Annotated in this window: 19 protein-coding genes; 12 read left to right on the top strand and 7 right to left on the bottom strand. The window is 67.8% G+C overall.

Annotated features, from left to right (window positions below; all coding sequences use genetic code 11):
* The first annotated feature begins 147 nt into the window (after nucleotides 1-147).
* Entirely contained in the window at nucleotides 148-555 is a 408-nt protein-coding gene (locus G3N62_RS21000) for a DUF427 domain-containing protein (RefSeq protein ID WP_034185864.1), read from the top strand.
* A 183-nt stretch (nucleotides 556-738) separates the two neighbouring features.
* On the top strand, nucleotides 739-1,731 hold the full coding sequence (locus tag G3N62_RS20995) for a sulfonate ABC transporter substrate-binding protein (protein ID WP_124668948.1): 993 nt from the start codon (nucleotides 739-741) through the stop codon (nucleotides 1,729-1,731).
* 4 nt (nucleotides 1,732-1,735) lie between these two features.
* On the opposite strand, the gene G3N62_RS20990 is transcribed toward G3N62_RS20995, so the two are convergent.
* Complete coding sequence (locus tag G3N62_RS20990) at nucleotides 1,736-2,317, bottom strand: putative glycolipid-binding domain-containing protein (protein ID WP_124668947.1); 582 nt, start codon at nucleotides 2,315-2,317, stop codon at nucleotides 1,736-1,738.
* Between the two features lie 195 nt (nucleotides 2,318-2,512).
* On the opposite strand from G3N62_RS20990, the gene G3N62_RS20985 reads away from it, so the two are divergent.
* A complete protein-coding gene (locus G3N62_RS20985) occupies nucleotides 2,513-3,421 on the top strand; it encodes a LysR family transcriptional regulator (protein ID WP_124668946.1) in 909 nt (302 codons plus the stop codon).
* 26 nt (nucleotides 3,422-3,447) lie between these two features.
* On the opposite strand, the gene potE is transcribed toward G3N62_RS20985, so the two are convergent.
* On the bottom strand, nucleotides 3,448-4,833 hold the full coding sequence (potE, locus tag G3N62_RS20980; RefSeq protein ID WP_124668945.1) for a putrescine-ornithine antiporter: 1,386 nt from the start codon (nucleotides 4,831-4,833) through the stop codon (nucleotides 3,448-3,450).
* A gap of 58 nt (nucleotides 4,834-4,891) precedes the next feature.
* A complete protein-coding gene (locus tag G3N62_RS20975) occupies nucleotides 4,892-7,192 on the bottom strand; it encodes an Orn/Lys/Arg decarboxylase N-terminal domain-containing protein (RefSeq protein WP_124668944.1) in 2,301 nt (766 codons plus the stop codon).
* 508 nt (nucleotides 7,193-7,700) lie between these two features.
* On the opposite strand from G3N62_RS20975, the gene G3N62_RS20970 reads away from it, so the two are divergent.
* Nucleotides 7,701-9,881 carry an ornithine decarboxylase gene (locus G3N62_RS20970; RefSeq protein WP_185733027.1) on the top strand — a complete coding sequence of 727 codons (2,181 nt, stop codon included), beginning with the start codon at nucleotides 7,701-7,703 and terminating at the stop codon, nucleotides 9,879-9,881.
* A 25-nt stretch (nucleotides 9,882-9,906) separates the two neighbouring features.
* Here the strand turns inward: G3N62_RS20970 and G3N62_RS20965 are convergent, their stop codons facing one another.
* From G3N62_RS20965 to G3N62_RS20955, 3 genes are all read right to left on the bottom strand, one after another.
* Nucleotides 9,907-11,064, bottom strand: coding sequence for an iron-containing alcohol dehydrogenase (locus G3N62_RS20965; protein ID WP_059558299.1), 1,158 nt, complete (start codon nucleotides 11,062-11,064; stop codon nucleotides 9,907-9,909).
* The gene (locus G3N62_RS20960; protein ID WP_124668942.1) at nucleotides 11,061-11,396 is read right to left on the bottom strand and encodes a putative quinol monooxygenase; all 336 of its coding nucleotides are present in this window, start codon (nucleotides 11,394-11,396) and stop codon (nucleotides 11,061-11,063) included. Before G3N62_RS20960 ends, G3N62_RS20965 begins: the two co-directional genes overlap by 4 nt.
* A gap of 221 nt (nucleotides 11,397-11,617) precedes the next feature.
* A complete protein-coding gene (locus G3N62_RS20955; RefSeq protein ID WP_124668941.1) occupies nucleotides 11,618-12,334 on the bottom strand; it encodes an SDR family oxidoreductase in 717 nt (238 codons plus the stop codon).
* Nucleotides 12,335-12,467: 133 nt separating this feature from the next.
* Here G3N62_RS20955 and G3N62_RS20950 point away from each other — a divergent pair, with 133 nt between their 5' ends.
* The 3 genes from G3N62_RS20950 to G3N62_RS20940 all read left to right on the top strand — a co-directional run bounded on the left by G3N62_RS20950 (nucleotide 12,468) and on the right by G3N62_RS20940 (nucleotide 15,704).
* Nucleotides 12,468-13,445: a LysR substrate-binding domain-containing protein gene (locus tag G3N62_RS20950; protein ID WP_059558303.1), complete on the top strand. Its 978-nt coding sequence runs from the start codon at nucleotides 12,468-12,470 to the stop codon at nucleotides 13,443-13,445.
* Between the two features lie 146 nt (nucleotides 13,446-13,591).
* Entirely contained in the window at nucleotides 13,592-14,980 is a 1,389-nt protein-coding gene (locus G3N62_RS20945; RefSeq protein ID WP_049028406.1) for a nucleobase:cation symporter-2 family protein, read from the top strand.
* Nucleotides 14,981-15,278: 298 nt separating this feature from the next.
* On the top strand, nucleotides 15,279-15,704 hold the full coding sequence (locus G3N62_RS20940; RefSeq protein ID WP_034185852.1) for an NUDIX hydrolase: 426 nt from the start codon (nucleotides 15,279-15,281) through the stop codon (nucleotides 15,702-15,704).
* A 69-nt stretch (nucleotides 15,705-15,773) separates the two neighbouring features.
* Here the strand turns inward: G3N62_RS20940 and G3N62_RS20935 are convergent, their stop codons facing one another.
* Nucleotides 15,774-15,986 (bottom strand): hypothetical protein, encoded by a 213-nt coding sequence (locus tag G3N62_RS20935; protein ID WP_034185851.1) that lies wholly within the window; start codon nucleotides 15,984-15,986, stop codon nucleotides 15,774-15,776.
* A 554-nt stretch (nucleotides 15,987-16,540) separates the two neighbouring features.
* Between G3N62_RS20935 and G3N62_RS20930 the strand changes: the two genes are divergently transcribed.
* The 5 genes from G3N62_RS20930 to G3N62_RS20910 form a co-directional block, all read left to right on the top strand.
* Nucleotides 16,541-18,826, top strand: a complete 2,286-nt coding sequence (locus G3N62_RS20930; protein ID WP_124609795.1) for a hypothetical protein — start codon at nucleotides 16,541-16,543, stop codon at nucleotides 18,824-18,826.
* Between the two features lie 31 nt (nucleotides 18,827-18,857).
* Complete coding sequence (locus G3N62_RS20925) at nucleotides 18,858-20,513, top strand: hypothetical protein (RefSeq protein WP_124668940.1); 1,656 nt, start codon at nucleotides 18,858-18,860, stop codon at nucleotides 20,511-20,513.
* 28 nt (nucleotides 20,514-20,541) lie between these two features.
* Nucleotides 20,542-21,537, top strand: coding sequence for a hypothetical protein (locus tag G3N62_RS20920; protein ID WP_124668939.1), 996 nt, complete (start codon nucleotides 20,542-20,544; stop codon nucleotides 21,535-21,537).
* Nucleotides 21,534-22,403, top strand: a complete 870-nt coding sequence (locus G3N62_RS20915; RefSeq protein WP_124668938.1) for a hypothetical protein — start codon at nucleotides 21,534-21,536, stop codon at nucleotides 22,401-22,403. The genes G3N62_RS20920 and G3N62_RS20915 overlap by 4 nt, the downstream gene beginning before the upstream one ends.
* Nucleotides 22,404-22,437: 34 nt before the next feature.
* Nucleotides 22,438-26,040: hypothetical protein (locus G3N62_RS20910; protein WP_206141289.1), on the top strand; the 3,603-nt coding region annotated here is incomplete at its 3' end.

The following is a 26,040-nucleotide window of genomic DNA, read 5'->3' as shown; positions in this document are numbered from 1 at the left end:
GCGATCCGGCGGCCTTTCGCGCCGCCGCCTTCCGGCCCCCTGCAGACTTTCCGGAATGAGCGCATCGTATCGGCTGGTTAACGCCGGCACCGGCGGCGCCGGGATCCGCCCGGCGCCGCCGCACCGCCGCGTCATGGAGGACCCACGATGTCGATCAGCCCCGATACGCCCGCCCGCCCCGTGAAATCGCCGGGCCCCGATCATCCGATCACGGTCGAACCCCATGCGCGGCGCGTGGTGGTCAAGGTGGCCGGCAAGGTCGTCGCCGATACGCGCCGCGCGCTGGTACTGCGCGAGGCCAGCTACCCGGCCGTGCTCTATCTGCCGCGCGAAGACGCCGACCTGTCGCTGCTGCAACGCACCGACCATGCGACCTATTGCCCGTACAAGGGCGACTGCGCGTACTACTCGATTCCGGCGGGCGGCGAACGCTCGATCAACGCGGTCTGGACCTACGAGCAGCCGTACCCGGCCGTCGAGGCGATTCGCGGGCACCTCGCGTTCTATCCGGACCGGGTCGACGCGATCGAGGAAAGCGCCGCCGGCACCGATTGAACACCGCCGCGCCGCTGATTTGCATATACGCATTCGTTGGTTGGCCACCGGCCGGGGCCGCCGTATCGTCCTGAATCCGGCGCGGGCCGGGCCCGTTGCGTGCATCGCCCGCATCCGGCCCTGCCGTGCGCCGGCCGCGCCGTCCTCGCGCGCGGCCCGTGAACCCGCACGCAGGATGACCCGATGAACGACACCCCGCTCGCAGACATTGAAACGACCCCGGCGAACCCGCGCCGCCGCCGCTGGCTGCACGGCGCGGCCGCCGGTCTGGCCGGGCTCGCGCTCGGCCCGCTCGCGGCCCGGCCCGCGCTCGCCGACGACACCGGCACGCGGCTGCGCATCGGCTTCCAGAAGTACGGCAACTTCGTCGTGCTCAAGGCACGCGGCACGCTCGAGAAGCGTCTGGCGAGCCAGGGCGTCGCCGTGCAATGGCTCGAGTTCCCGGCCGGCCCGCAACTGCTCGAAGGACTGAACGCCGGTGCGATCGACGTCGGCACGGTCGGCGAAACGCCGCCGATCTTCGCGCAGGCGGGCGGCGTCGATTTCGTCTATATCGGCAACGAGCCGCCCGCGCCGCAGGGCGAGGCGATCATCGTGCTGCCCGATTCGCCGATTCGCACCGTCGCGCAACTGCGCGGCAAGAAAGTCGCGTTCAACAAGGGCTCGAACGTCCACTACCTGCTCGTGAAGGCGCTCGAACGCGCGGGCCTCACGTATGCGGACATCCAGCCGATCTACCTGACGCCCGCCGACGCACGTGCCGCGTTCGTGCAGCGCAGTGTCGATGCGTGGGTGATCTGGGATCCGTACTTCGCCGCCGCCGAGCGGCAGCTCGGCGCGCGCGTGGTCGCGAACGGCAACGGGCTCGTGCGCAACACGCAGTACTACCTCGCCGCGCGCAAGTATGCGGCCGCCCACCCGCAGGTGCTGCGCACGCTGCTCGACGAAGTCGACGCGGTCGACCGCTGGGCCCGCGATCACGTGCCCGAGGTCGCCACGCAACTGTCACCGCTCGTCGGCCTCGACGCGCCGACGCTCGAAATCGCGCTCAAGCGCGCCGGCTACGGCGTGCAGCCCATCACCGATGCGACGGTCGCGTATCAGCAGAACATCGCCGACACGTTCAGCACGCTGAAGCTGATTCCGGGCAAGCTGTCGGTCGCCAGCGCACGCTGACGCGTTACGGCGCGGCCGCGGCGCCGATGCGCCGCCATTCGTCGTAGTCGGTGACGAGTCCCGCGTCGTCGACCGCGATATCGGCCGCATACGTGCCGCTCTCGTAGCGATAGCGCCGCGGTGCCGTGCGCGTGTAGCGCTGCTCGCCGCGCACCAGGTCGACATCCGGAAAGCGCAACCACGCCGTGCGGATCACGGCCGATTCGCCGACGGCGAGCGCGAGCCGCCGGATCGGCAGCGTATTGGTCGACGGGCTGAAACCGAGGTCGATATCGGTCGCACCGGCAAGCGCCGGCGCCTCGACGCCGTCGATCGTCCATTGGCCGGCATCGCAGGCGATGTCCCACTGCTGCCGCGTCGTGCCGGCCCAGCGTGTCACGCGGGCCGAGCGCGTGAGCCAGTCGGCGCCGCATGCGATCGCGTAGTCGACGCGAAACGGCGTGCCGTCGATCGCGCCCGACACCGAACCCGACAGGTCGATGCCCGAGTGCGATTCGGCGAGCCGGCACCATTCGCACGCCTGCCACGTCCGCTCGATCTGCCATGCGACGCAGTGCGTGCGTATCGCTTCGGTCGGTTGCGTCATGTCGTGCTCTCCTGTCGGTCGCGCGCAAGGAAGCCGATTTTCGCTCACGACGCCGCCGAACGCACGCGGCTTCGGCACCGGCCGCCCTCTTGCCGATAGTCACTATCGGCGCCACGCACACCGCCGCACCGCCGCTGCTTTGGTACCATCCGTCGATCGGCAGGAATCGAACCGGAAGACAAAAGGCGCGACTTCATGGATTTGTTGGCGACGATGCGCATCTACGTCAGGGTCGTGGAGCGCGGAACGATGTCCGGCGCGGCGCGGGATCTCGACATGGGCCAGCCGGCCGTCAGCGAACGCATCGAAAAACTCGAAAAGCATCTCGGCACGCGGCTGCTGATGCGCAGTGCACGCACCCTCGCCTGCACGGAGGAAGGCCGCCTCTTCTACGAACGCAGCAAGGCGCTGCTCGAAGCGGCCGAAATGGCGGTCGCATCGGTATCGAAGACGGAAAACGCGCTCGACGGCACGATCCGGCTCGCGGCGCCGCAATGCTTCGGCGAGGTCGTGATGCCGGGTGTGCTGATGCAGATTCGCACCGCCTATCCGAAGCTGCATATCGACCTGGTGCTGAACGACGAAATCGTCGATCCGGTCACCGAGGGCGTCGATATTTCGATCCGGGTCGGCCAGCTGGGCGACGGCGGGTTCGTCGCGTACGCGCTCGGCGCGGTCGGCCGCGTGCTCGTCGCCGCGCCGTCGTATCTGGACCGGCACGGCCCGATCGAAACGAAGGCCGATCTCGCGCACCACCCGTTCATCCGCGTGAAAGGCGTGTTCGCGAGCGAACAGGTGCCGCTGCAGCATGACGGCGGCGCGGTCGAATACGCGCGGATCCGGACGGTCATGACCACGAGCCACTGGCGCCCGATGTTCGACACGATCGCGGCGGGCGGGGGCATCGGCGTGGTCCAGCAGCCGGCGTGCGCCGACGCGCTCGCGCACGGCCGGCTGGTCCGGCTCCTGCCGCAATACGCCGTTCCCGACTTCGCGCTCAACGTGCTCGTGCACGCGCAGCGGCCGCTGCCGCCGCGCGTGCGCGCGGTCGTCGACCTGCTGAAGCAGGCACTCCCGCCGCGGCTCACGCAGCACCACCGGTAGCCGTCACCGGCCGCCGGCGGCCGCGCTCACGCCTGCAGCGACTTCCCCGGCTCCTTCACGTGCGCGTCGACCTCCATCTGGTAGAAGCGCGCGCTGACGAAACCGAACAACGTCCAGCCCAGGAACACGCACAGGCCGCCGAGCATCAGCGCCTGCTCGCCCGAGCTGAACAGCGCATAGAAGCTGTACGCGGTGGCGACCATCGCGACCACGTTCGTCACCAGCGCCTTGCCGGGCGGTACCTTCGCGACCTTCTGGATGGTGATCAGCGCGGCCATCGACATCACGTAGGGCACGAGGTTCGTCACGACCGCGAGATCGACGATCTTCTGGAACTGGCTGCTCAGTTCCGGGCTGATCGTCATCAGCGCCAGCACGACCTGCGCGACGAGCAGGATCACCATGCCGACGATCGGCGTGCCCGTGCGCGTCGCCTTCGCGAACACCGGCAGGAAGTAGCCGACGTCCGCCGAGCTCTTGAACACCTGCGCGACCGTGAACTGCCAGCCGAGCAGCGAGCCGATGCACGCGATCACCATCAGCGCGGTGACGATCGTGCCGACGGTCGGCGTGAACATCGTCGCGAAGGCGATGCCGAACGGCGCGTTCGACTTCGCGAGGATCGCGTTGGGCACGATGCCCGCGATCACGTTGGTCGACACGATGTAGAAGATCGCCGACGCGATCGTGCCGCCGAGCACGGCGATCGGCACGTTGCGCTCCGGATTCTCGACGGCGTCCGAGTTCGCGCACGCCGATTCGAGCCCGAGGAAAGCCCACAGCGTCACCGCGATCGAGCTGCCGACGGCCGGCCCGAACGGCAGGTTGCCCGGGTTCCATGCCGCGCCCCAGGTCGCGCCGCTGAACCAGAACCAGCCGATCAGCGACACGACGACGACCGGAATGATCACGCCCCACACGGTCACCGAGCCGATCCGGCCGGTGATGCGCGAGCCGCCGAAGTTCGCGACCGTCGTGAGCACGAGCAGGAAGATCGTCCACAGGCCCGTCTGCAGCGGCGACAGCGTCGCATCGAACAGCACGGTGCCGTAGCCGACCGCCGTGACGCCGATCGCGACGTTGGCGATCACGAGCGACAGCCCGTACGTATAGTTCGCCATGTAGTTGCCGGCCTTGCCGAACGCGTACTCCGCGTAGCCGCCCATCCCGCCCGGCTTGCGGCTCAGCATCCCGCAGCGCGCGAACGCGTAGGCCAGCGCGAGCGAGCCGCCGGCCGTGACGATCCACGACAGCAGCGAGATCGTGCCGACCTGCGCGAGCTTCGACGGCAGCAGGATGATGCCGGAGCCCATCATGTTGACCGCCGTGAGAATGGTCAGCTGCCAGACGTTCATCCGGTTCTTCTGCACGGCCGCCGGGGCCGCGTCGGTCATGCGCGCTGCGTTTTCCATGATGTCGATCCTTCGATGTGGGGCCGCCGCGCGGCCGGTCGCTCGTTCGTTCGGGCGCTCACGCGGTCAGGCAGTACACGCGGTACGTGCCGTCCTCGACTTCCACGCCATGCGTGTCGTGCGCAAAACCCGGGAAACGCCGGTCGTACGCCTCGAGCGCCTTCAGGTAGCCGAGCACCGGGCCGCCTGCCGGCCCCGCGTTCTCGCCCGGCATCAAGAGCGGAATGCCCGGCGGATACGGCACGACGCCGGTGGCGACGGTGCGCCCGGCCAGTTCGTCGAGCGTGACCTGCTCGACGCGGCCCTGCACGAGATGCTCGTACGCGCGCACCGGGCTCATCTCCGGCTTCGGCAGGATCGAGAACGCTTCCGACATCAGCCGGGTCGTGCCGAGCTGTTCCATCGCCGCGAACATCGTGTCGGCCAGGTCCTTCAGCCCCATGCCCGCGTAGCGCGCGCCATGCTCCTTCGCGAGCGACGGAATCGCCATGTCGAGCGGCAGGTTCGCGTCGTAGTCGCGCTTGAAATCGCACAGCGCGCTGACGAGCGAGCCCCACTTGCCCTTCGTGATGCCGATCGAGAACAGGAACAGGATCGTGAAGTCGGTCGTCTTCTCGACGACGATCCCGCGCGCGTCGAGATACGCGGTCACGACGCTCGCCGGGATGCCGACCGGCATCAGGCCGCCGGCCGGTGCGACGCCCGGCGTGACGATCGACACCTTGATCGGATCGAGCATGCAGTAGCCGTCCTCGATGTTGCCGAAGCCGTGCCATTGCGCACCGGGGCGCAGCACCCAGCATGACGGGTCGCTCGCGAGCAGCTCGGCCGGCGCGTCGTGGAACGGCAGCGTACGGCCCGTGCGCGCCTCGAGTACCGTGTCGGGCTGCCAGCATTCGAAGAACCAGTCGCCCTTCGCGCCGAATTCGTTGTTCATCCGCGCGATCATCTGCCGGAACGCGACGGCCTCCTCGATCGACTCGTGCGTCAACGCCGCGCCGCCGGGGCCGTCCATCATCGCCGCCGCGACGTCGTTCGACGCGATGATCGCGTAGTTCGGCGACGTCGACGCATGCATCATGAACGTTTCGTTGAACTGGCCATGCGGAATCGGGCTGCGGCCGTCGCGCACGTGGATGTACGACGCCTGCGACAACGCGGTCAGCAGCTTGTGCGTCGACTGCGTCGCGAACACCGTGGGCCGGTCGGCATGATGGTCGCGCGGGTCGCCGTGCATCGCATGGCGGTCGCGGTAGATCGGGTTGAAACGCGCGTAGCCGTACCAGGCTTCGTCGAAATGCAACCGGTCGACGCTCGCGCCGAGCAGTTCTTCCACGCGCGTGACGTTGTAGCAGAGCCCGTCGTACGTCGAGTTCGTGATGATCGCGTGCTTCGGCTGGCGATCGGCCAGCCCGGCCGTGAGCGTGTTCGACGCGATCGCCTCGCGGATCGCCGTCAGCGTGAGACGCTCGGATGCGATCGGCCCGATGATCCCGTAGCGGTTGCGTGTCGGCACGAGGTAGGTCGGGATCGCGCCCGACATCGTCATCGCGTGCTCCGCCGACTTGTGACAGTTGCGGTCGCACAGCGCGATCTGGTCGCGGCTCACGCTCGCCATCAGGATGATGCGGTTCGACGTCGACGAGCCGTTCGTCACGTGATACGTGCGATGCGCGCCGAACACGCGCGCCGCGTAGCGTTCGCTTTCGCCGATCGGGCCCGAGTGATCGAGCAGCGAGCCGAGTTCGCCGACCGAGATCGACAGGTCCGAGCGGAACAGCGATTCGCCGAAGTATTCGAAGAACGCACGGCCGACCGGCGATTTCAGGAAGCCCGTGCCGCCCGTATGGCCGGGCGTATGCCACGAATACTCGTAAACGCGCGAGAACTTCGCGAGCGCGCCGAACATCGGCGGCAGCACGTTCGCGCGATAGCGTTCGATCGCCGCGTGGATGCGGCCGCCGATGAAGTCGGCCGTATCTTCGAGCAGCCACACGAAATCGTCGACCTGCCCCATCACCGCGGACGGCACCGACGATGCCACGCTGCGGTCGGCCAGCAGAAAGATCGGCACGTTGCCGTTGCGCTGCCGGACCGCGTCGACCACGGCCTCGGACGGCCCGTGGCCGTCCACGCCGAGATCCCAGTCGAGCAGCACGCACTGGATCGACGGATCGGAACGGATCAGCATGATCGCATCGTCGGCGGAGGTCGCCGTGAGCACGTCGATGTCGCGTTGCGCGAGCTCCGCGCTCAGCGTACGAACCGCTCGCCCGGTCGCCGTTTCCTGCGTGATCTCGTCGTCGACCAGCAGCGCGCGCATGCCGAGCCGACGAATGCCATTGGCAGAAGTATTCATGATGTTGCCCTCGCGGTTCCGATGCTTCGATTGTTGTGTTGTTCATCTCACGAGCACGCGAACAGCAGGCCACGGTCCGCGGCGTGAGACGCTCGCAATTCCGGTTTGATTCGCCATCCAATTCGGAGCCGACTATGCCATAGATGCCTTTCGGTGAAAAGCTGACGATTCGGTAAAACCATCGGCGCCTTTCAAAACGGATTTCATAATTGAATCATTTTTATGTGCAATGCAGCACGGCAATTCCCGATTATTTGATCCTTCTCATCCTTGAATGACATTGTCGATTCCGGTCGATTGAATTCGCACGCTTTTGTTGCTACGATCGGCTGCACCGGGCACGGCCCGATCGCGGCCGTGCCGCGCCGCGCAAGGCTCCATCGCGCAGCGCGCATTCGGCCTTCGGCATTCGCGGGAGCGTTTCAATCGGCTGCGGCGCATGTCGGATCGGAGCGACGTGCCGGTGCGAATACGGCTCCCGCTTCCGCACATTTACGGGAGAGTTTGCGTGAGCCTGTTGAAAATCGCAGTCGAGCCGGCGCTGATTGGCGCCTTCCTCACCACGCACGAACAGGTCGACGTATTCCAGACCGATTTCACGAATATCGCGGCAGTCGTCGTCGGAATTGATTCGGCACAAAAGGTGCTGAATACCGTCGAAAGAACCGGTTTCGCGATTCCGTTCTTCGTCGCGGTCGAGCCCGACCAGGAAGTGCCGCCGTCGGTGCTGCCGCGCGCGAGCGGCGTGATCCAGCTCCGGCACGGCGGCCGCCACTACTACGGCCGACAGATTTCCGCCGCCGCCGACATCTACAGCGAGAACCTGCTGCCGCCGTTCTTCAAGGTCATGCGCGAATACGTGCAGCGCGGCTACGTGGAGTTCGACTGCCCGGGCCACCAGGGCGGCCAGTTCTTCTCCAGTCATCCGCTCGGCCGGATGTTCTTCGACTTCTTCGGCGAAACGATCTTTCGCTCGGACCTCTGCAACGCGGACGTCCGGCTCGGCGACCTGCTGATCCACGAAGGCCCGGCGCTGGAAGCGCAGCGCAATGCCGCGCGGATCTACAACGCGGACAAGACCTGGTTCGTGCTGAACGGCACGTCGACGTCGAACAAGGTCGTCACGAGCGCGTTGCTCGCGCCGGACGATCTCGTGCTGTTCGACCGCAACAATCACAAGTCGGTGCACCTCGGCGCGCTGGTGCTGTCCGGCGCGCGGCCGGTGTACCTCGAAACCGCGCGCAACGCGTGGGGCCTCATCGGCGGCGTCGACAGCGCGGCGCTCGACGAAGCGCGCATTCGTGACGCGATCCGCGACGTCGCGCCCGAGCGCGCGGACCTGCCGCGCCCGTTCCGGCTGGCGGTGATCCAGCTCGGCACCTACGACGGCACGATCTACAACGCCCGCGAGATCGTCGACCGGATCGGCCATCTGTGCGACTACATCCTGTTCGATTCGGCGTGGGTCGGCTACGAGCAGTTCATCCCGATGATGCAGGACTGCTCGCCGCTGATGCTGACGCTCGGCCCCGACGATCCCGGCATCTTCGTCACGCAGTCGGTGCACAAGCAGCAGGCAGGCTTCTCGCAAACGTCGCAGATCCACAAGAAGGACAGCCACATCGAAGGCCAGAAGCGCTTCTGCGATCACCGCCGCTTCAACAACGCGTACATGATCCACGCGTCGACGAGCCCGTTCTACCCGATGTTCGCGGCGCTCGACGTCAACGCGCAGATGCACGCGGGCCCGGCCGGCAAGCGTCTGTGGCGCGACTGCGTCGCACACGGTGTCGATACGCGCAAGCTGCTGATGAAGACCTGCCGCCAGATCCGTCCGTTCGTTCCGCAACAGATCGACGGCCGCCCGTGGGCCGACTACCCGACCGAGCAGATCGTCGACGACCTGCGCTTCTTCCGCTTCCACCCGTCCGACACGTGGCACGGCTTCGAAGGTTATGCGGACGACCAGTACTTCGTCGATCCATGCAAGCTGCTGCTGACGACGCCCGGCATCGATCGCGACACGCACGAGTACGCGCCGTTCGGCGCGCCGGCGCCGATCCTCGCGCGCTACCTGCGCGAGCACGGCGTCGTGCCCGAGAAAGCCGACCTGTACACGATCCTGTTCCTGCTCACGCCGTCGGAGAGCTTCGGCAAGCTGCAGCATCTGGTCGCGCACCTCGCGCAGTTCGAACGCCATCTCGACGAGGACACGCCGCTGCGCGAAGCGATTCCGTCGCTGTGCGAAGCCTATCCGGAGCTGTACGGCACCATGCGCCTGCGGCAGCTGTGCCAGCGCATGCACGACTTCTACCGCAGCCACGACATGAAGCACCTGCAAAAGCAGATGTTCCGGCGCGCGCAGTTTCCGAAGCAGGTGATGCAGCCGCAGGCCGCGAACGCCGAGCTGATCCGCAACAACGTCGAGCTCGTCACGCTCGAGCGCATCGAAGGCCGGATCGCGACCGAAGGCGCGCTGCCCTATCCGCCCGGCATCTTCTGCGTGGTGCCCGGCGAAGCCTGGGGCGGCCCGGCACTCGACTACTTCCGGGCGCTCGAAGCCGGGATCAACGCGCTGCCGGGCTTCGAGCCGGAGATCCAGGGCGTGTACCTGCAGACGCGGCCGGACGGCACGAAGCAGGCGTCGGCGTACGTGGTGGCGGCCGGCGCCGACGCGTCGCGCGCCTGAACCTGCCGGGCGGCCGCGCGCCGCGTCACCACGCCTGCCGGTAGATCTCCAGCGCGTCGGTCTCCGTCACCTCGCGCGGATTGTTCACGAGCAGGCGCGTCTGCAGCATCGCATCCGACGCCATGCGCGGCAGGTCGCGCTCGCCGATGCCGACTTCGCGCAGCGTGCGCGGAATGCCCGTCGCGACGATCAGCCGGTCGATCTCGGCGATCAGCGCATGCGTGCGCGCTTCGTCGCTGCCGGTCGCCGACGGCGCGACGATCGCCGCGAGTTCCGCGTACAGCGGCGCGGCGGCCGGCGCATTGAAGCGCAGCACATGCGGCAACACCAGTGCATTCGACAGCCCGTGCGGCACGTGGAAAATGCCGCCGACCGGATAGGCCAGCGCATGCACGGCCGCGACCGGCGCGTTCGCGAATGCCTGCCCCGCGAACATCGCACCGACCAGCATCGCCTCGCGCGCGTGCCGGTTGCGGCCGTCGTCGCATGCCGCGAGCAGGTTGCGCGACAGCAGCGTGAGCGCGTGCGTCGCCAGCATGTCGGACACCGGATTCTTCAGCCGCGCGGACGTATACGCCTCGATCGCATGTACCATCGCGTCGATGCCGGTCGCGGCGGTGGCCGCACGCGGCAGGCCGAGCGTGAGTTCCGCGTCGAGGATCGCGACGTCCGCGAACAGGTGCGGCGACACGACACCCATCTTGCGCGCCTCGCCGACCGTCACGATCGACACGGCCGTGACCTCGGAGCCGGTGCCGGCCGTCGTCGGCATCTGCACGAGCGGCAGCCGCGCGCTCGCGACCTTGTCGACGCCGTACATGTCGGCCAGCGCCTGCTGCCGCGGCGCGAGCACCGCGATCAGCTTCGCGACGTCCATCGACGACCCGCCGCCCAGGCCGAGCACGATCTCGGCATCCGCCTCGACGGCGCGCTCGGTCGCTTCGAGCACCACGTGCTCGGGCGGATCGGCGATCACGTCGTCGATCACGGTCACCTGCCAGCCGTGTGCGGCGAGACTCTCCAGCGCGGGCGCGAGCACGCCGCTGCGATGCAGGAACGCATCGGTGACGACGCACAGCCGCGCGAGCGCCGGAAAGCGCTCGCGCAACAGCGCGCCGAGCCGGCGCGCGGCGCCGAATTCGACGATCTGCGTCGGAACGGTACGGAATTGAAACGGGTTCATCGGGTGCCTCCCGGTGGCGTCGCCGTGCCGGTGTCCGGCTGCACCATGAAGCGCGATACTTCGCGGCGCTCGAGCAACGGAAAGATCGCACCGACTCCGATTCGCTGGAAATGCGGCGTTTCCCGATGTACGTCGAGGCCGTCCGCCTCGCGGTAGCGCTCGAGGATCACGATGTGGTCGGGATTCTCCGGCGACCGGAAATATTCGTAGTCGAGATTCTTCGGCTCGGCGCGCGTCGCCGTCGCGAGTTCCGCGAGCAGTTCGACCACGCGGCCGCCATTGCCGGGAGACGCGAAGAAGTGCGCGATGACCTGCAGGTAGGGTTGGCTCATGCTGCGCTCCGTGTTTGCGGAAACCTGCCGTGACGGGACGCGCGCAATGCGTCGAACGCGAAGACGCGGCACCGTATCACTGGCTCGTCGTCGCATTGTATTCAATCGGCCATGCGTTCGCAGTACCGCGACCGGGCGCTGAAACCGTCGGGTTCCGCGACGCTTTCAACGCAAGCCGGATCGCAACCGGCCGCCCTTTCCGCCCGCCGACGCCACGGCGGCTACCACGGCACCGTGCGCCCCAGATAGTCGAGGTATTCGAGCCCCGGCCGCGCCCGCTTCGCCAGCAGCACGTCGACGAGGCTCGGCACGCTCTCGTCGATGGTCAGGCGCGCCTCGGGCCCGCCGAGCTCGGTGCGCACCCATCCGGGCGCCATCAGCGCCAGCGCACGCCGCTTGTCGGCCTGGCGCGCCGCGAAGCTGCGCATGAACTGGTTCAGCGCCGCCTTGCTGCCGCGATACACCTCACGCATCCCGCTGACGTTGTTCGCGACGCTGCCCTGCCCCGACGACATCGCGCCGATCAGGCCGTCGTCGGTCACCAGATCCTGCATTGCCTCGATCGTACGCATCGGCGCCAGCGCATTCGTGATCATCACGCGCACGAATTCGTCGGTCGTCACTTCACCGATCGTTTCACCCGGGTCGTTGGTCGTCCCGGCATTCACGAACAGCATGTCGAAGCGCCGGCCCGACAGGCGCTCGCGGAGCGCGGCCAGTTGCGCGGGCTCGCAGATGTCGAGCATCTCGATGTCGAGCCGGCCGTCGTACCGGCCCGCGAGGTCGTGCAGCTTCGTGCGTCCCGATCCTTCGCGCACGGTGCCCGTCACGTTCCAGCCCTTGTCCAGGAATGCTTCCGCCATCGCCAGCCCGAGGCCGCGCGAGGCCGCGACGAGCAGGATCGCGGGGATGTTTCGATTCGATTCGGTCGATTGCATGGGGTCCGCCTTTGCCGGATTGCGTCATGCGCCCACTATAGGCAGGCATTACAGCAGGCGCCAGACGCACCGGATGCAATCCATCGTTGCATCCAACGCCATGTCAGCCGCGCAACGCGCGTATCCTGTCCGGATGGAAGACATCGACCTGAACCTCGTCACCGCCCTCGACGCGCTGCTGTCGGAAAGCAGCGTGACCGGCGCCGCGCGCCGCCTTGGCCTGAGCACGTCCGCGATGAGCCGCACGCTCACGCGGCTGCGGCTGGCCACCGGCGACCCGTTGCTCGTCCGCGCCGGGCGCAGGCTCGTGCCGACGCCGCACGCGGCCGCGTTGCGCGATCGCGTGCATGCGCTCGCGAGCGACGCACGCGCCGTGCTGCGGCCGGCCACGGCCGACGTCGACATGGCGACGCTCGCGGCGACGTTCACCATTCGGGCGGCCGCGTCGTTCATGGAAATGCTGTCCGGCCCGGTGGTCGCCGCGCTCGGCGAAATCGCCCCGCACGTGCGTATCCGCTTCGTAGCGAAGCCGGACCGCGATCCGCAGGCGCTGCGCGACGGCACGGTCGACCTGGAAATCGGCAAGCGCGGCGACGATGCGCCCGAACTGCACACGCGCATGCTCTTTCACGACTGGCACGTCGCGGTGGCGCGCGCCGGGCACCCGCTGTTCGCGTCGGCCCGGATCACGCCGGCGCGCTACGCGGCCTGCCGTCACGTCATCTCGGCCCAGCTCGGCGATTTCAGCGGGCCGGCCGGCGATTCGGCCGATCGAACCGGCTCGGGCCCGCCCGTGCACGTCGTGGTGCCCGGCTACCCCGACGCGATGCGCGTCGCGGCCAGCACCGACCTGATCGCGCTCGTGCCGCGCTCGTGTCTCGGCAACGCCTTCTCGCCGGGGCTCACGGATGCCCTCGGGCTGCGCAGCTTCGAGATCCCGGTTCGCCTGCCGGCCATCCTCGTGTCCGCGCTGTGGCATCCGCGCATGCACGGCGACCCGGTGCAGCGCCGTCTGCGCGACGCGGTCATCGCGGTCTGCCAGCGTGCGTATCCGGATTCCCGGGCGCCGCGCGCGACGGCGCGCGGCGCCGGCACCCGCAAGGCCGGCTGACGCGCGGCCAACCCGCTGGCCGCCCGGCGCCGATCCAGCCCCTTTCCTCGCTCCGCCGAATCCCCACCAGCGCAGCGCGCGCCGGCGGCGCGGGCGGAGCCTTCGGCTAAAATGCCGCACTTTCCACCTTGTCCGGCCCGCTCGCCATGCAACCCGCCTCCTCCGCCCAACCCGTCGCCCACGGCGCCGACGCCGCCGATGCGGCCCGCGACCTCGTCTACGGCCCGAACGACCGGCCGGCGCCGATGGTTGCGTTCGTCGCCGCGCTACAACACCTGCTGGCGATCATCGTGCCGATCGTCACGCCCGGCCTGCTGATCTGCCAGGCGCTCGGCGTGCCCAGCCGCGATACGACCCTGATCGTGTCGATGTCGCTGGTGATTTCCGGCATCGCCACCTTCGTCCAGTGCAAGCGCTTCGGCCCGCTGGGCGCCGGCCTGCTGATCGTCCAGGGCACCAGCTTCAACTTCGTCGGCCCGTTGATCGCGGGCGGCAGCCTGATGGTCAAGCAAGGCACGCCGGTCGAGACCGTGATGGCCGCGATCTTCGGCGTCGTGATCGCCGGTTCGTTCGTCGAGATGGGCGTGTCGCGCATCCTGCCGTTCGTGAAGCGCCTGATCACGCCGCTCGTCACCGGCATCGTCGTGCTGCTGATCGGCCTCACGCTGATCAAGGTCGGCCTCATCAGCATGGGCGGCGGCTACGGCGCGATGGCCAAGGGCACGTTCGCGAGCGCGGAGAACCTGACGCTGTCGGGGCTCGTGCTCGGCACGATCATCCTGCTGAACCGCGTGCCGGTCGTCTGGGTACGCAGTACCGCGCTCGTCATCGCGCTCGTGATCGGCTACCTCGCGGCCGCGTTCCTCGGCCGCCTCGACTTCACGGGCATGCACCAGGCCGCGCTGTTCCAGGTGCCGACGCCGCTGCACTTCGGCATCGGCTTCTCGTGGTCGCTGTTCGTGCCGATGCTGATCATCTATCTCGTCACGTCGCTCGAGGCGATCGGCGACGTCACGGCCACCAGCAAGATCTCGAACGAGCCGGTCGAAGGCCCGGTGTGGATGCAGCGCATCAAGGGCGGCGTGCTCGTCAACGGCGCGAACTCGCTGCTGGCCGGCGTGTTCAACACGTTCCCGAGCTCGGTGTTCGCGCAGAACAACGGCGTGATCCAGATCACCGGCGTCGCGAGCCGCCACGTCGGCATCTGGATCGCGGGGATGCTCGTGGTGCTCGGCCTGTTCCCGGTCGTCGCCGGCGTGCTGCAGGCCGTGCCGGAGCCCGTGCTCGGCGGCGCGGCGATGGTGATGTTCGGCGCGGTGGCCGCCTCGGGCATCAACATCCTCGCGGGTGTCCAGCTCGATCGTCGCGCGCTGCTGATCATCGCGGTGTCGCTGGCGCTCGGCCTCGGCGTGTCGCAGGTGCCGGACATCCTCAACAGCCTGCCGCACGCGCTGAAGAACGTACTGGAATCGGGTGTGGCGACGGGCGGCATCTGCGCGCTCGTGATGAACTGGTTCCTGCCGGAAAAGAAATGACCGGACGCGCCGCAGGGCGACGCGGCGTGCCTGACAGGCGGCGCCGCTGCGCGCGAACCTCGACGCGCCGAACGCGACGTCCGGCCGCCCGCTCTGCCGAAGCGCTGACGTGGAACCGGTCAGGATGACTTGCGGCCTGGCCGGTTGCAGCACGCGCGGCACCCGATGCTTGAGCCGCAGCCGGGTAGCCGGCGCGGCATGGCCCCGACGGCGCTTGGGCGCGCCGGCCAGGACAATCAAAAGTCAAACCCGGTCAGGCCACCTTGGTCGATCGATTCGTGCTGGTTAGAATCACGATATGCCCCAAGTCCCCGCCCCCAACAACGCCCCCGCGGCAACGACCGTCCAGGTCAAGGAACGCGCGACCATCGTCTGCTACCGCGACGCGCGCGTGCTGCTCGTCGCGCGCACGGCGTCGCGCTGGGCCTTGCCCGGCGGCACCATCAAACGCGGGGAAACGCCGCTCGAGGCCGCGCATCGCGAGCTGTGCGAAGAAACCGGCATGACCGGCCAGGACCTGACGTATTCGATGCAGTTCACCGGGCTCGCGAAGATCCATCACGTGTTCTTTGCGGAAGTCGGCCCGGACCAGACGCCGCAAGCGAGCAACGAGATCGAGAAATGCAAGTGGTTTCCGATCGACGGTGTCGACGGGCTGCGCGCCAGTATTCCGACGAAGCGAATCGTCGAACTCGTCTACAACCACGAAATCCGCAAGGCGTAAGCGCACCGCGCGCGAGCGTGCGGCCGCCCCGCTCAGGTCGTCGTTCGTGGATCGGCGGCGCGCGAACGCTCAGTGCGTGCGCTGTCTTCGCAATTCGTGCGTGGAATAAACGACCAGAAAGATGCCGAGCATCGCGATGCCGGACGCCATGAAGTCGTTTGCGCTTCCCGCGCCGCGCAGCGACGCCGGGAGAATGCCCAGACTCAATCCTGCCCCAGCAAGAAGCAATCCTGCTGCTACGCCCCAGATCGGTCCGGTGATCTTGTCGGTTTTATTTTTCATACAGCACCCGTCTACAGTCGTGACCTGAACGGCATCGGCAAAAGGCGCCGCGTCTACCCTCAGTGGTTTCACTATAGCCGGAAAATAATTCACTGCGCGTCCGGACATTTACCGATCAAGTTTTACCGGTCGCGACCGCTTGATCGGGAAAATCGTGCCCCGTTCGGCCCGGGGGCCGACAAACGATCCGCGCGCCACCCGGCGCGCCCCTTCCGGTTCGTTCCCGGCGCCAACCAGGCGCCGCCCGCGGCCCACGTTCCTCGCCCGGCACCGATCGGTCTCACGCCATCGCGCCAGGTGTAATTGCCTGTAATTGCACCGTCGCACCAGACTGCCTAATTTCCACCTGTACCTTCGGCGCATCGATACGGGAAGCCCGCCCGAAGGGTCCGTGAGCGTTTGACCTCGAACCGGCACATGTCCGGCGTAACGCGGTTCGGAAACCCCGCACCTCGACCCGGCCCTCCGTCCGGGGGCGGGGATTCGGGCCGCACCGCGCGCGAATTTCCGCCGGACTCGCATGACACACCACACGTTCTCAACTGGAGATGGAAATGATCAATATTCAGGACTCCCGAGTCATCAAGTACGACAACGACAGGAAGAGCGTCACCGTCTATCGCGATTTCGCGAACACGAATCTCTGGTACATCGTGCCGAAACCCCAGCTCGCCACCCAGACCGTCGACGGCATCACCCTTCCGGCGTTCGCGCTGACCGAGTTCAGGACGAACAGCGGCTCGGCCGGCACGGTGACGTTTACGGCCGAACTCGTGATCGACCCGGAGGCCTACCAGGCCGTGAAGAACGTCCTGGGCCAAGGCATCGAATTCGGCCAGTTCGTGTGGAACGACGCCCAGGCGTTCCTGACGCTGACGCTTCCGTCCACGGCGCCCGATACGCAGCTCAACGTCACGCCGTCCAATTTCGGCAGCAACGCGGCGACGTTCATCATCGACCTGAAGACCGCCGCCGACGTCAAGGCGATTCGCGACATCTTCGACTCGGGCGTCGGCCTGTCGACCTGGTCGATCCAGTATGTCGCCACGACGCTGAGCCAGCTGCCGGCCGTCAAGGCCACCGTGACCTACGACTGCGCGATCGCCGCCAGCTACCAGAAGACCGTCCACATCGACCGCAACGTCTGGGGCAGCGAGACCGGACGGCGCACCACGATCCGCGAATACATGCAGAAGTCCGATTCCGGCAAGGTCGACCTGGCGTGGTCGGTCCAGCCGTCGGACGAGTTCCGGCAACGCGTCCACGACTGGGCGTTCACGACGCTCGAGGGGCTGGTCCAGGCCGCCGCCGACGATGTCGCGCGCCGCCTCGGCGCGAGCGCGGCCGACGATTTCAGCATCAACTCGATCGGCTCGTTCCAGCGCGTCTACCAGGAAAACGAGGTCATCGACTGGACGATCATGCCGCAGGGCTTCCTGCCGACCTTCGACAAGACGGTCTGGAGCCGGCTGGACAAGACGGTCGACAACCGCACGCTGGATGTGTCCGTGACGATGTCGGCCGACCTGAAGAACGCGGGCATCAGGAAGGTCACCGTGACGATCGACTATCCGGGCAAGGGCCAGCCGGAATCCAACGCATTCACCGCCGACACGGCCAATACCTGGCATTACGAATCCAACGGTTTCTTCGGCGCGAACAAGCAATTCGTATCGGAATACACGTACTGGTACCAGGTCGAGCCCGAAGACGGCGATGCCTTCACGTCGCCGCCATTCAAGAGCAGCAGCGACCAGCTCCAGATTTCCAACACCGACCTCGGCTACCAGCAAGCCGAGTTCATCTGCTCGAACATCGCATTCGCATCGGAAAAACCGGGCAACAACGTCGACTTCGTGCTGATCGACTTCACGTACCTGCCGACCGCCGGCTCCAAGCTGTTCGTCGATCAACGCAAGGTCACCAAGAACGCCCAGGCCGTGCAGTTCCGCAGCCACAGCTATCAGCCGAGCGGCGCGAACTACAGCTATGCGGTCACCTACGTGCTGACGAACGGCGACATCATCGTCAACCAGCCGCAGTCGGTGTACCCGGTGGTGAACAGCCAGACCCTGACCGTCTACAGCATGATCGCCCCCGCCGACTTCACGGTCACCGTCATGAACGACACGATTCCGGGGGGTAGTATCGCGCTGCCGGCGATCACCGGCGTCTCGCTGACGACCGGCTACACCGACCAGCCGGACAGCCCGGATCGCCAGACGCACAAGTTCCACGAACTGGGGATCGAGGACTACTACACCGGCACGTGGGAATACCAGGCCGTCAAGCGCAGCACCTCGACCGTCCAGGTCGACGGCACGGTCTATTACCGCGACAAGAACAACACGCGCAAATCCGTCGCGGTCCGCAAGGTGCGCTACGGCAACACGCCGTCGTTCGCACTGGACGTGTTCCCGGTCCAGTTGCCCTTCACGGTGACGTTCGATCCGTCGCTGGTCGACTGGAAGACGTACATCCAGGTCGAAGTCCAGATGTACCGCGCGTCGGGGTCGGGCAAGACCGACATCGACTCCTGCATCTTCAAGCCCACGACGCTGTCGAACGGCACCACGATCCTCCCGTCGCCCTACTACTACACGTTCGCGCGCGAAGTCGATGCGTCGACGGAATTCCAGTACGCGACGACCTACTTCGAAGCCGGGACCAACCGCGGCGTCGAAGGGCCGCAGGGCAGTTACGACAACAACACGCTGGTGCTGCCCCACGATACCAAGGGCGGGACGAAGCCGGTCTATTCGGTACGGCTGCCGGCAAGCGACGTCCTGACCCGCGACCTCGACGAGACCGACAAGGCCGACGAGACCGACCTGGTCTGACCGCCCTCCCGACCGACCCAAGCGCGCGACCATGACAACGCTCACCTACACCGTCAAGCTGGCGACCGAATCCGGCCCCGCATCGCCTCCCGCCCCCCGGCGGGCGACGCTGCTGCTCGAGTTCAAGGATCCGGTACGCAACGCTTACCAGCAAGCGACGCTCGTCCTCGACACCGACACGCCGCGGCGCACGTGGCAGATCGACGTGGCCGCGGCCGACACGGGACAGGCGTTCTACGCCTCGGTGCTCGATTACGAGGCCGGCGAACAGGTCGCGCGCGCTCCGGTCCCCTTCGTCGGCACCGAGGCCACGATCGGCGGCGCCGCCGAACCCGTCTCCGTCACGGCGCTGCTCGACGCGCTCGACTGGACGGCCGTGTCCTCGGTACAGGTCGCCGTCGGGGGACAGTCCCACACCTTCACCCGCGAGCGGCCGTATGCGTGGTGCTTCGCGCTGCCCGGCCCGGGCATCGTCGAATGGGCCGCCGACTACGCGATGACGGACGGCACCCGGCGATCCGGCACGGGCGTGGCCACGCAAGGCATCGCCATCATCCCCGCGCCGCCGGCCGACGTTCGCTTCTCGATCGCCGCCGCCGACGTCGACGCATTCGCGGTGGCCGCCGTCGCGTTGCGCGTGACCGGCTACGACGGCGTGGTCAGGACTGCAGAACTCGCCAAGACGCACCCGAGCGTGACGCTCTCGCTGCCGTTCGCGCCGCCGGAACAGGCATGGTTCGTCTACGACTGGACGGTCACCTATACCGACGGCACGCCTGCGTGGACCGCGCCGGCCCGCGCGAGCGACGGCGCGCGGTCGATCGTGCTCGACGATTTCGGCCGCATCCTGCTGGCCAGCGACGCCATCGACTTCGACGTGGTCGAGAAAGTGACGCTGACCTGGCAGTACGACAACCAACCCAAGACGGCCGAGTTGTCCCGCGCGCAACGGTCGGTCCTGCTGCGCCCCGGCCAGGACTACGATCGTGCGCGGCCGCTGGTGGCCGGCCTGACCTATGTGCTGTCCAGCGGATCGACGAACCTCGAGGGCGAGGCCGTGCCGCAGGGCCGCTTCGAGGTGCCCTATCCGCTCAGCACGCGGCTGGTGCGCGTCTTTGCGCCCGGCATGCTGACCACGCCGCCGCTCTACAGCGCGATGCGCCTCACGTCGGTCCAGACGCTCGAACTGGGCTCCGGCTGGCAACTCCAGACCGGCCTGCCGCAGATCAACCTCACCCCGAGCGCGCCGACCTGGGAAACGCGCGTCGCCGCGGTCGAGCCGGAGCGGGTCGTGCTGAGCTTCGCGGGCACGGCAACGCCCGACGTTGGCGGCAGGCCGAAGCCGATCGCGCTGACCCGATCGCCATTCGAGCTGACGCCCGCCGGGCCGGAGATCGCGCTCGCGACGGTCCAGGTATCGGCGCAGTCCGTCTCCTGGGAGCGCTACGTGCGCGTGGAAGCGAGCCTGTGGACCGGCAGCGATGCCGCACGTGAAAACGAACAGACGATCTCGTTCGACCGCAACAGCGCCGATGCGTGGTGGGCCTACCTGCCGCCATCGGGAACCTACGGCCCGTCGTTCCGATGGTCGGCGACCTACTATCCGGCCGACGGCACGTCGCCACAGCACAAGGCACCGACGTCCAGCGACAACCCGCGCCTGTCGCTGCCGCCGACGCTGTCCTGAGCGCGGCCTTCACGCACGAACGCCCACCATGCCCATGGCCGAACTCCACCCGGCAGTGCAGCGAGCGCTGGCGCTGGCGTCCTCGCACGGGACGCCCGCACGCCAGGCCGCGGCGCCCGCGCCGGACGCCGCGCTGCGGCACCTGCTGCGCGACCGTTCGCCGGCGGAACCCGCCGCCTGGAACGACAGCAAACTGGGACGCAGCGGCTTTCCGGTGGAAATCTCCATCGCGTTCGGCCGCCCGGAACTGCGCTATACCGTCGAGCCCGCCGGCCCCGACACGCCGCCCGCGCGCCGGTTGAGTCGCGCGGGTGCCGCGATCGCCGCGCTGTCGGACGAGTCGATCGAACCCGCGGACCTCGCGGCGATCGCGTCGTTCCAGGACAACGCGGCGCTCGCCTACGGCGCATGGATCGGCGGCCGGCACGGCGCCGGCAAGCCCCGCTTCAAGCTCTATGCGGAGGTGCCCGGGCGCGGCGCCGAGCACGCGCTGGCCTGGGGCACCCGCCATCTCGGCGACCTGTCGGGCATCGTCCGGCGCGGCGCGTGGCCCGTCATGGCCGGCTGGCAACCGGCGGGCCGGCGCGCCGAGCTCTACCTCCGCACGCGCCGGCTGTTCCGCGCGGACGTGCCGCTGCTGATGGCGGCGGCACGACTCGAGCACCGCGCAGACGAAGTGCTCGGCCTGCTGCAGGATGCCTGCTGCAGCGCGATCGAGGCCGCGCTGCCGGCGGCCGATTTCGGCGTCAGCATCGGTGCCGGCCCGGACGGCGCGTCGACGTTCACGCTGTATGCGGTCGCCAACGACCTGTTCGGCGGCGACGGCCGCATCCGCGAAACGGTGCTGCGCGTGGCCGCCGCCCGCGGATGGGACACGCACTTCTATCGCGCGCTCAGCGAACCGCTGGCCGGCGCGAGCGGCTTCGTGACCCGGCACGGGATGTTCGGCATCGTCGTGGCATCGGACCAGCCGGCGACCGTGGCCATCGGACTGACGCCGGACCATCCCGAGACGTCGTCATGAGCGCCGCGTTGCCCGCCCGCGCGAGCCGCGCCCCGGTCCACGCGCTCGATGCGCTCCTCTCCGCGCAGGCGCCCGGCGGCGCGTTCCCGTCGCGCGTGACCGTCGGCGACCGGCGCTACGCGGACGAGAACGCCTTCGTCACGGCCCTGGTCCTCGACGCGCTTGCGCGCCTGCCGGCCGGGACGGCCGATCGCGCGATCGCCCGCGGCCTCGACTTCCTCGAAAGCTGCGCCTCGCTCACCTGCCCGGGCGCGTTCCGTTTCTATCCGCCCGGCCGGATGCCGTCCTGGCTGGGCGTCGACCTGCCCGCGGATGCCGACGATACCGCGCTCGCGCTGACGCTGCTTGCCCGCTTCGGACGGCGCACCGCGGCCGAGGCCTGCGACGCGCTGGAGCGTGTGCTGCATCCGTGGCGGCTGCACTACCGCCCGGAGTCCGCCGATCCGTGGATCGCGCAAGGGGCGTGCCGGACCTGGCTCGACCGCCGTGCGGCCCCCAATCCGGTGGATGCATGCGTGAACGCGAACGTCGCGACGGCGCTGACCTCGCTGGGCGGCGCCGGCCACGCCGCCTGCCGCGCGGCGCGCGACACCGTGCTGGACGCCATCGCGTTCGTCGCGGAGAACCCCGCGCATCGCGCGCGGCTGACCGCCTTTTACCCCGACCTGTGGGAACTCGTGCATGCGCTGCGCCGCGGCGCCCGGCACGGCGTCGCCGGTTTCGCGCGCGCGGCCGCGCAGCTGGCCGGGATGCTCGGCCCCCACGCCGGCGCGCAGGCCACGGTCTGCTCGTCCACCGACATGCGCTGGCGCTGGACAGCGCCCCTGTTGCAAACGGCGCGCACGCTCACGCGCGACACGCCCTAGCCGTCACCGCCCACCCTTTCACTGGAGAGATCCCATGCCTGGCGTTCATACCGTCCCACCGTCGCTGTCCGCTTCGCTCTACGGCAACGCACCCGATCCGAAATCGGGCCTGCAGGTCAGCACCCGTCTGATGGAAAGCTACGAGATCATCCGCCCGGTCACCGGCGCGAGCGACATCTCGACGTTCCTCAATGCCGCCGGGCGCCTCGATATCTATTCGTCCGGCACCGCGCAGAAGGTCTACCGGATCCGCGCGGACAACCAGTCGGACACCGGCTGGACCGAAACCGACCTCGGCGTCACCGCGAGCCAGATCAGCCCCTGTCTCGCGCGCAGCAACGACTACGACAATCCGAATCTCCTCGGCATCGGCGCCAGCGGCAAGCTGACGCTGAGCCGATGGCAGGACGGCCGCTACGCGCAGGCCGACTGCCAGCCCGCCGGCGCGAAACGCCCGCTCAAGCAGATGCTGTCGACCCGGAATTTCGGCAACGTCTACGTCAACGTCGTGCTCGACAACGACGAAGTCGGCAGCAGCTATCTGCGGCCGGACGGCACCTGGGGGTCGACCGACTGGGTACCAATCCGCAAGAGCCAGGGCAGCCCGGACAACGCCACGGTCAAGCGCATCGCAATGTGCGCGAACGATCCGGTGCAGCAGTCGCTGTTCGCCATCGGTCCGGACAACGCCGTGCTGTTCGCGCAGAGCGACTTCCGCTTCTCCTACTTCACGACGCTCGGCTACAAGAAGGCGATCGACCTCGCCGTCGTGGCCGACCAGGAGAAGCGCCTGAACATCTTCATCATCGATACCGACTTCGGCATCTGGCAAAAGCGCGAGAAGAAATACAGCACGTCGGGCATCCAGTTCGACGACTGGGTGCTGGTCAGCAACGCGGCGCCGGTCACGGGCCTGCGGGCGGTCATCAACGCAGGCGGCCTGCTCGAGGTCTTCGCGATCGGCAAGGATCAGCGGCTCTACCATACGCGGCAGATCAGCAGCGGGCTCAACAAGGTGAGCTGGTCGAGCCTGTTCGAACTCGGCAACCCGGTGCCCAACACGAAATTCACCGTCGGCCGCAACGCCGCCGGCTACTCGGAAGCGTATTCCGTGTCGTCGGACAGCAGGCTGTACCGCTTCTGGCAGGACCCGAAGACGACCCAGTGGACCAACGAGGAAATCCGCCTGCAGGGCACGGGCGAGATGACGTCGGTGCCGACCCATGCCACCGAGATCACGGTGCTGGACGACGCCGGCCAGCTTGCCGTCAACGCCCGGGTGCAGATCGATGCCGCGTCGATGGTGCCGCTGCGCATCAACGGCCTCTACTACCAGGCGAGCCCGGACTACACGATCCCGGTGCTGTCGGGCGGCGGCGGCAAGGTGGTGATCGAGCGCTTCACCAACAGCCTCGCGAGCCCCAGCTACCACGTCCGCACGCAGTTCATGCAGCCGGGCGAAGGCGTCACCGTGGAGCCGAACGGCGCGCTGCAGGAGAAGATGCACGCGGTCGACACCGACGCCGTCTGGAACGCGAAGACCGCCTCCGGCGCCTACCTGCTGGCCGGGGATTTCCGGACCCGCGAAAACGCCGAGAACGTGGCGAAGATCATGCGCCAGTCGATGTCGTTCGGCATGCCGGCCAACGCGTCGGCCCGGAGCCTGCGCTACCTCGGCGCCAACCGCTCGCTCGTCGGGCTGCGGCATACGACGCGTGGCACGGCCGACCCGTTCGCGCTCGTGCCGGAAGACGTGCCCGCCCAGCACTGGCGGGTGTCGTTCACCGATACCGGCGTGCACTACGACGACCTGACCGCGGACCAGGCCGGCGCCTACCTGTTGCGCTCCCGCGCGCTCGCGTCGTCCGGCGACGAAACCCTGGCGAATGCCGGCTTTCTCGGCATCGACTGGGGCGACATCTGGAACGCGATCAAGAACGGCGTCGGCCGCATCATCGACGGCCTGAAGGAATTCGTCGTGACGACCATCGTCGATCCGGTCACGCGCCTCGTCAACGAGATCAAGGTCGTCTTCAACTTCCTGATCGACGGCGTGACGTACCTGATCGACAAGACCATCAAGCTCTTCCAGCAGGCGTTCGACATCGTCGAGGGCATCTGGAACAAGCTCAAGGTGTTCTTCAAGGAACTGTACGAGTGGCTGGCCTTCTTCTTCGCGTGGGGCGACATCAAGCGATCGGCGGAGGCCACCCGCCATACGTTCGACGCGACCTTCGACTACCTGCTCCTGGCGGTCGAGGCGGTGAAAGGCCAGGTGGCGGCCGGTTTCGACCACCTGCAGACGGAGATCGACAAGGCCGTCAACACGTTCCTCGCGCAACTCGACCCGAAGCTCGGGATCGGCCAGTACGCGGACGACGTCGATCGCCCGGACCCGCGCATCGGCGAGTCGACCAGCCACAACGTGCTGCTCAACGCCTTTTCGGATAACTACAAATCGACGCGCGTGTTGTCCCGTGGCGATGCGCTGGCCGTCGCCGCCGATCCGCTCCAGGGCCTGTGCGAAAAGCTGAAGGCAGTCGCCGACAACTTCGAGTTCGGCCAGGGCAAGAACGCGTTCCACGACGCCGCCGCCTACTTCGAACAGATCGGCCGCACGCCCGATCGCGTGCTCGACCTGCTGTTCGCCGGCACCGTCAAGGTGATGGAGGCCGTCACCCAGTTCGCGTTGAGCGCGGCCAAGGGCCTGGTCCTGACGATTCTCGACCTGGTCGCCGACGTGATCGGTGCGGTCAAGGACCTGTTCGACACCGAATGGGAAATCCCGTTCGTGTCGCAGCTTTACAAGCTGATCACCGGCTCGTCGCTGAGCTTCAAGGTGCGCGACCTGTTCTCGTACGTCGTCGCCATCCCCGGCACGTTGCTGTACAAGCTCGTGAAGCATGAAGCGCCGTTCCCCGACGCCGCGAGCGTCACCCGCTTCAAGTCGTCGTTCACCGCGCAGTGGCTCGCCGAGCAGAGCGGAATCGCGCCGAAGTCCGAGGTTTCGCTGATGGTCAGCGCCGAGCAGAAATCGGCCATCGCGGTCTTCTTCGGCGTATCGGCGTCGGTCTGCATCTTTGCCGCGACCATTCTCGACACCATCGAGATCGCGCTGCAGACCGAGGAGGTCGAGGTCGAGGCGATCGGCACCGGCTCGCTGTTCATGGGCTTCGGCTCCGCGTTCTTCAGCGTGCCGTGGATGATCGCGAGCGACGCGGGCGGCTTCTCGTGCAACGACGGCAAGGGGCTCAACAACCTGCTCTGGCTGTTGAACACCGTCGTCGGGTACGGACGGGCCGCGGCGCTCAAGATCGCCGGCAAGAAGTACAAGATCCCCGCGGAAGTGGATCAGGTCACGGTGAATCTGTGGGGCTGCGCGCGGCTGGCCCTGACGATCGTGTGGGCCGTGAAGAGCGGCGAGGAACTGGATGGCGTCGAAGCGGCGGAGGCGTTCGTCGACACGATCACCGGTCAGGTGTTCCGCTTCCTGGGCGTCAAGGCGGTGGTCGCCGCGACCGAGGGCATCTCGCTCCTCGCGCTGCTCGTGATCGTCGGCCTGGGCGGCATGACGACGACCGCGCTGCATCTGGCCGCGTCGCTGAAATCCGACGAGGCCGTCGCGCGGCGCCTGCCA

It is taken from the genome of Burkholderia sp. Tr-20355 (assembly GCF_017104685.1).
Taxonomy (GTDB): Bacteria; Pseudomonadota; Gammaproteobacteria; order Burkholderiales; family Burkholderiaceae; genus Burkholderia; species Burkholderia seminalis.
This window is presented reverse-complemented; position numbering and strand designations above follow the sequence as displayed.

Coding starts and splice junctions, on each gene's coding strand:
- G3N62_RS20975 (WP_124668944.1), bottom strand. CDS start 7,192: ATGAATACTTCTGCCAATGGCATTCGTCGGCTCGGCATGCGCGCGCTG.
- G3N62_RS20930 (WP_124609795.1), top strand. CDS start 16,541: ATGATCAATATTCAGGACTCCCGAGTCATCAAGTACGACAACGACAGG.
- G3N62_RS20990 (WP_124668947.1), bottom strand. CDS start 2,317: ATGACGCAACCGACCGAAGCGATACGCACGCACTGCGTCGCATGGCAG.
- G3N62_RS21000 (WP_034185864.1), top strand. CDS start 148: ATGTCGATCAGCCCCGATACGCCCGCCCGCCCCGTGAAATCGCCGGGC.
- G3N62_RS20995 (WP_124668948.1), top strand. CDS start 739: ATGAACGACACCCCGCTCGCAGACATTGAAACGACCCCGGCGAACCCG.
- G3N62_RS20950 (WP_059558303.1), top strand. CDS start 12,468: ATGGAAGACATCGACCTGAACCTCGTCACCGCCCTCGACGCGCTGCTG.
- G3N62_RS20920 (WP_124668939.1), top strand. CDS start 20,542: ATGCCCATGGCCGAACTCCACCCGGCAGTGCAGCGAGCGCTGGCGCTG.
- G3N62_RS20985 (WP_124668946.1), top strand. CDS start 2,513: ATGGATTTGTTGGCGACGATGCGCATCTACGTCAGGGTCGTGGAGCGC.
- G3N62_RS20940 (WP_034185852.1), top strand. CDS start 15,279: ATGCCCCAAGTCCCCGCCCCCAACAACGCCCCCGCGGCAACGACCGTC.
- potE (WP_124668945.1), bottom strand. CDS start 4,833: ATGGAAAACGCAGCGCGCATGACCGACGCGGCCCCGGCGGCCGTGCAG.
- G3N62_RS20925 (WP_124668940.1), top strand. CDS start 18,858: ATGACAACGCTCACCTACACCGTCAAGCTGGCGACCGAATCCGGCCCC.
- G3N62_RS20965 (WP_059558299.1), bottom strand. CDS start 11,064: ATGAACCCGTTTCAATTCCGTACCGTTCCGACGCAGATCGTCGAATTC.
- G3N62_RS20915 (WP_124668938.1), top strand. CDS start 21,534: ATGAGCGCCGCGTTGCCCGCCCGCGCGAGCCGCGCCCCGGTCCACGCG.
- G3N62_RS20955 (WP_124668941.1), bottom strand. CDS start 12,334: ATGCAATCGACCGAATCGAATCGAAACATCCCCGCGATCCTGCTCGTC.
- G3N62_RS20945 (WP_049028406.1), top strand. CDS start 13,592: ATGCAACCCGCCTCCTCCGCCCAACCCGTCGCCCACGGCGCCGACGCC.
- G3N62_RS20960 (WP_124668942.1), bottom strand. CDS start 11,396: ATGAGCCAACCCTACCTGCAGGTCATCGCGCACTTCTTCGCGTCTCCC.
- G3N62_RS20935 (WP_034185851.1), bottom strand. CDS start 15,986: ATGAAAAATAAAACCGACAAGATCACCGGACCGATCTGGGGCGTAGCA.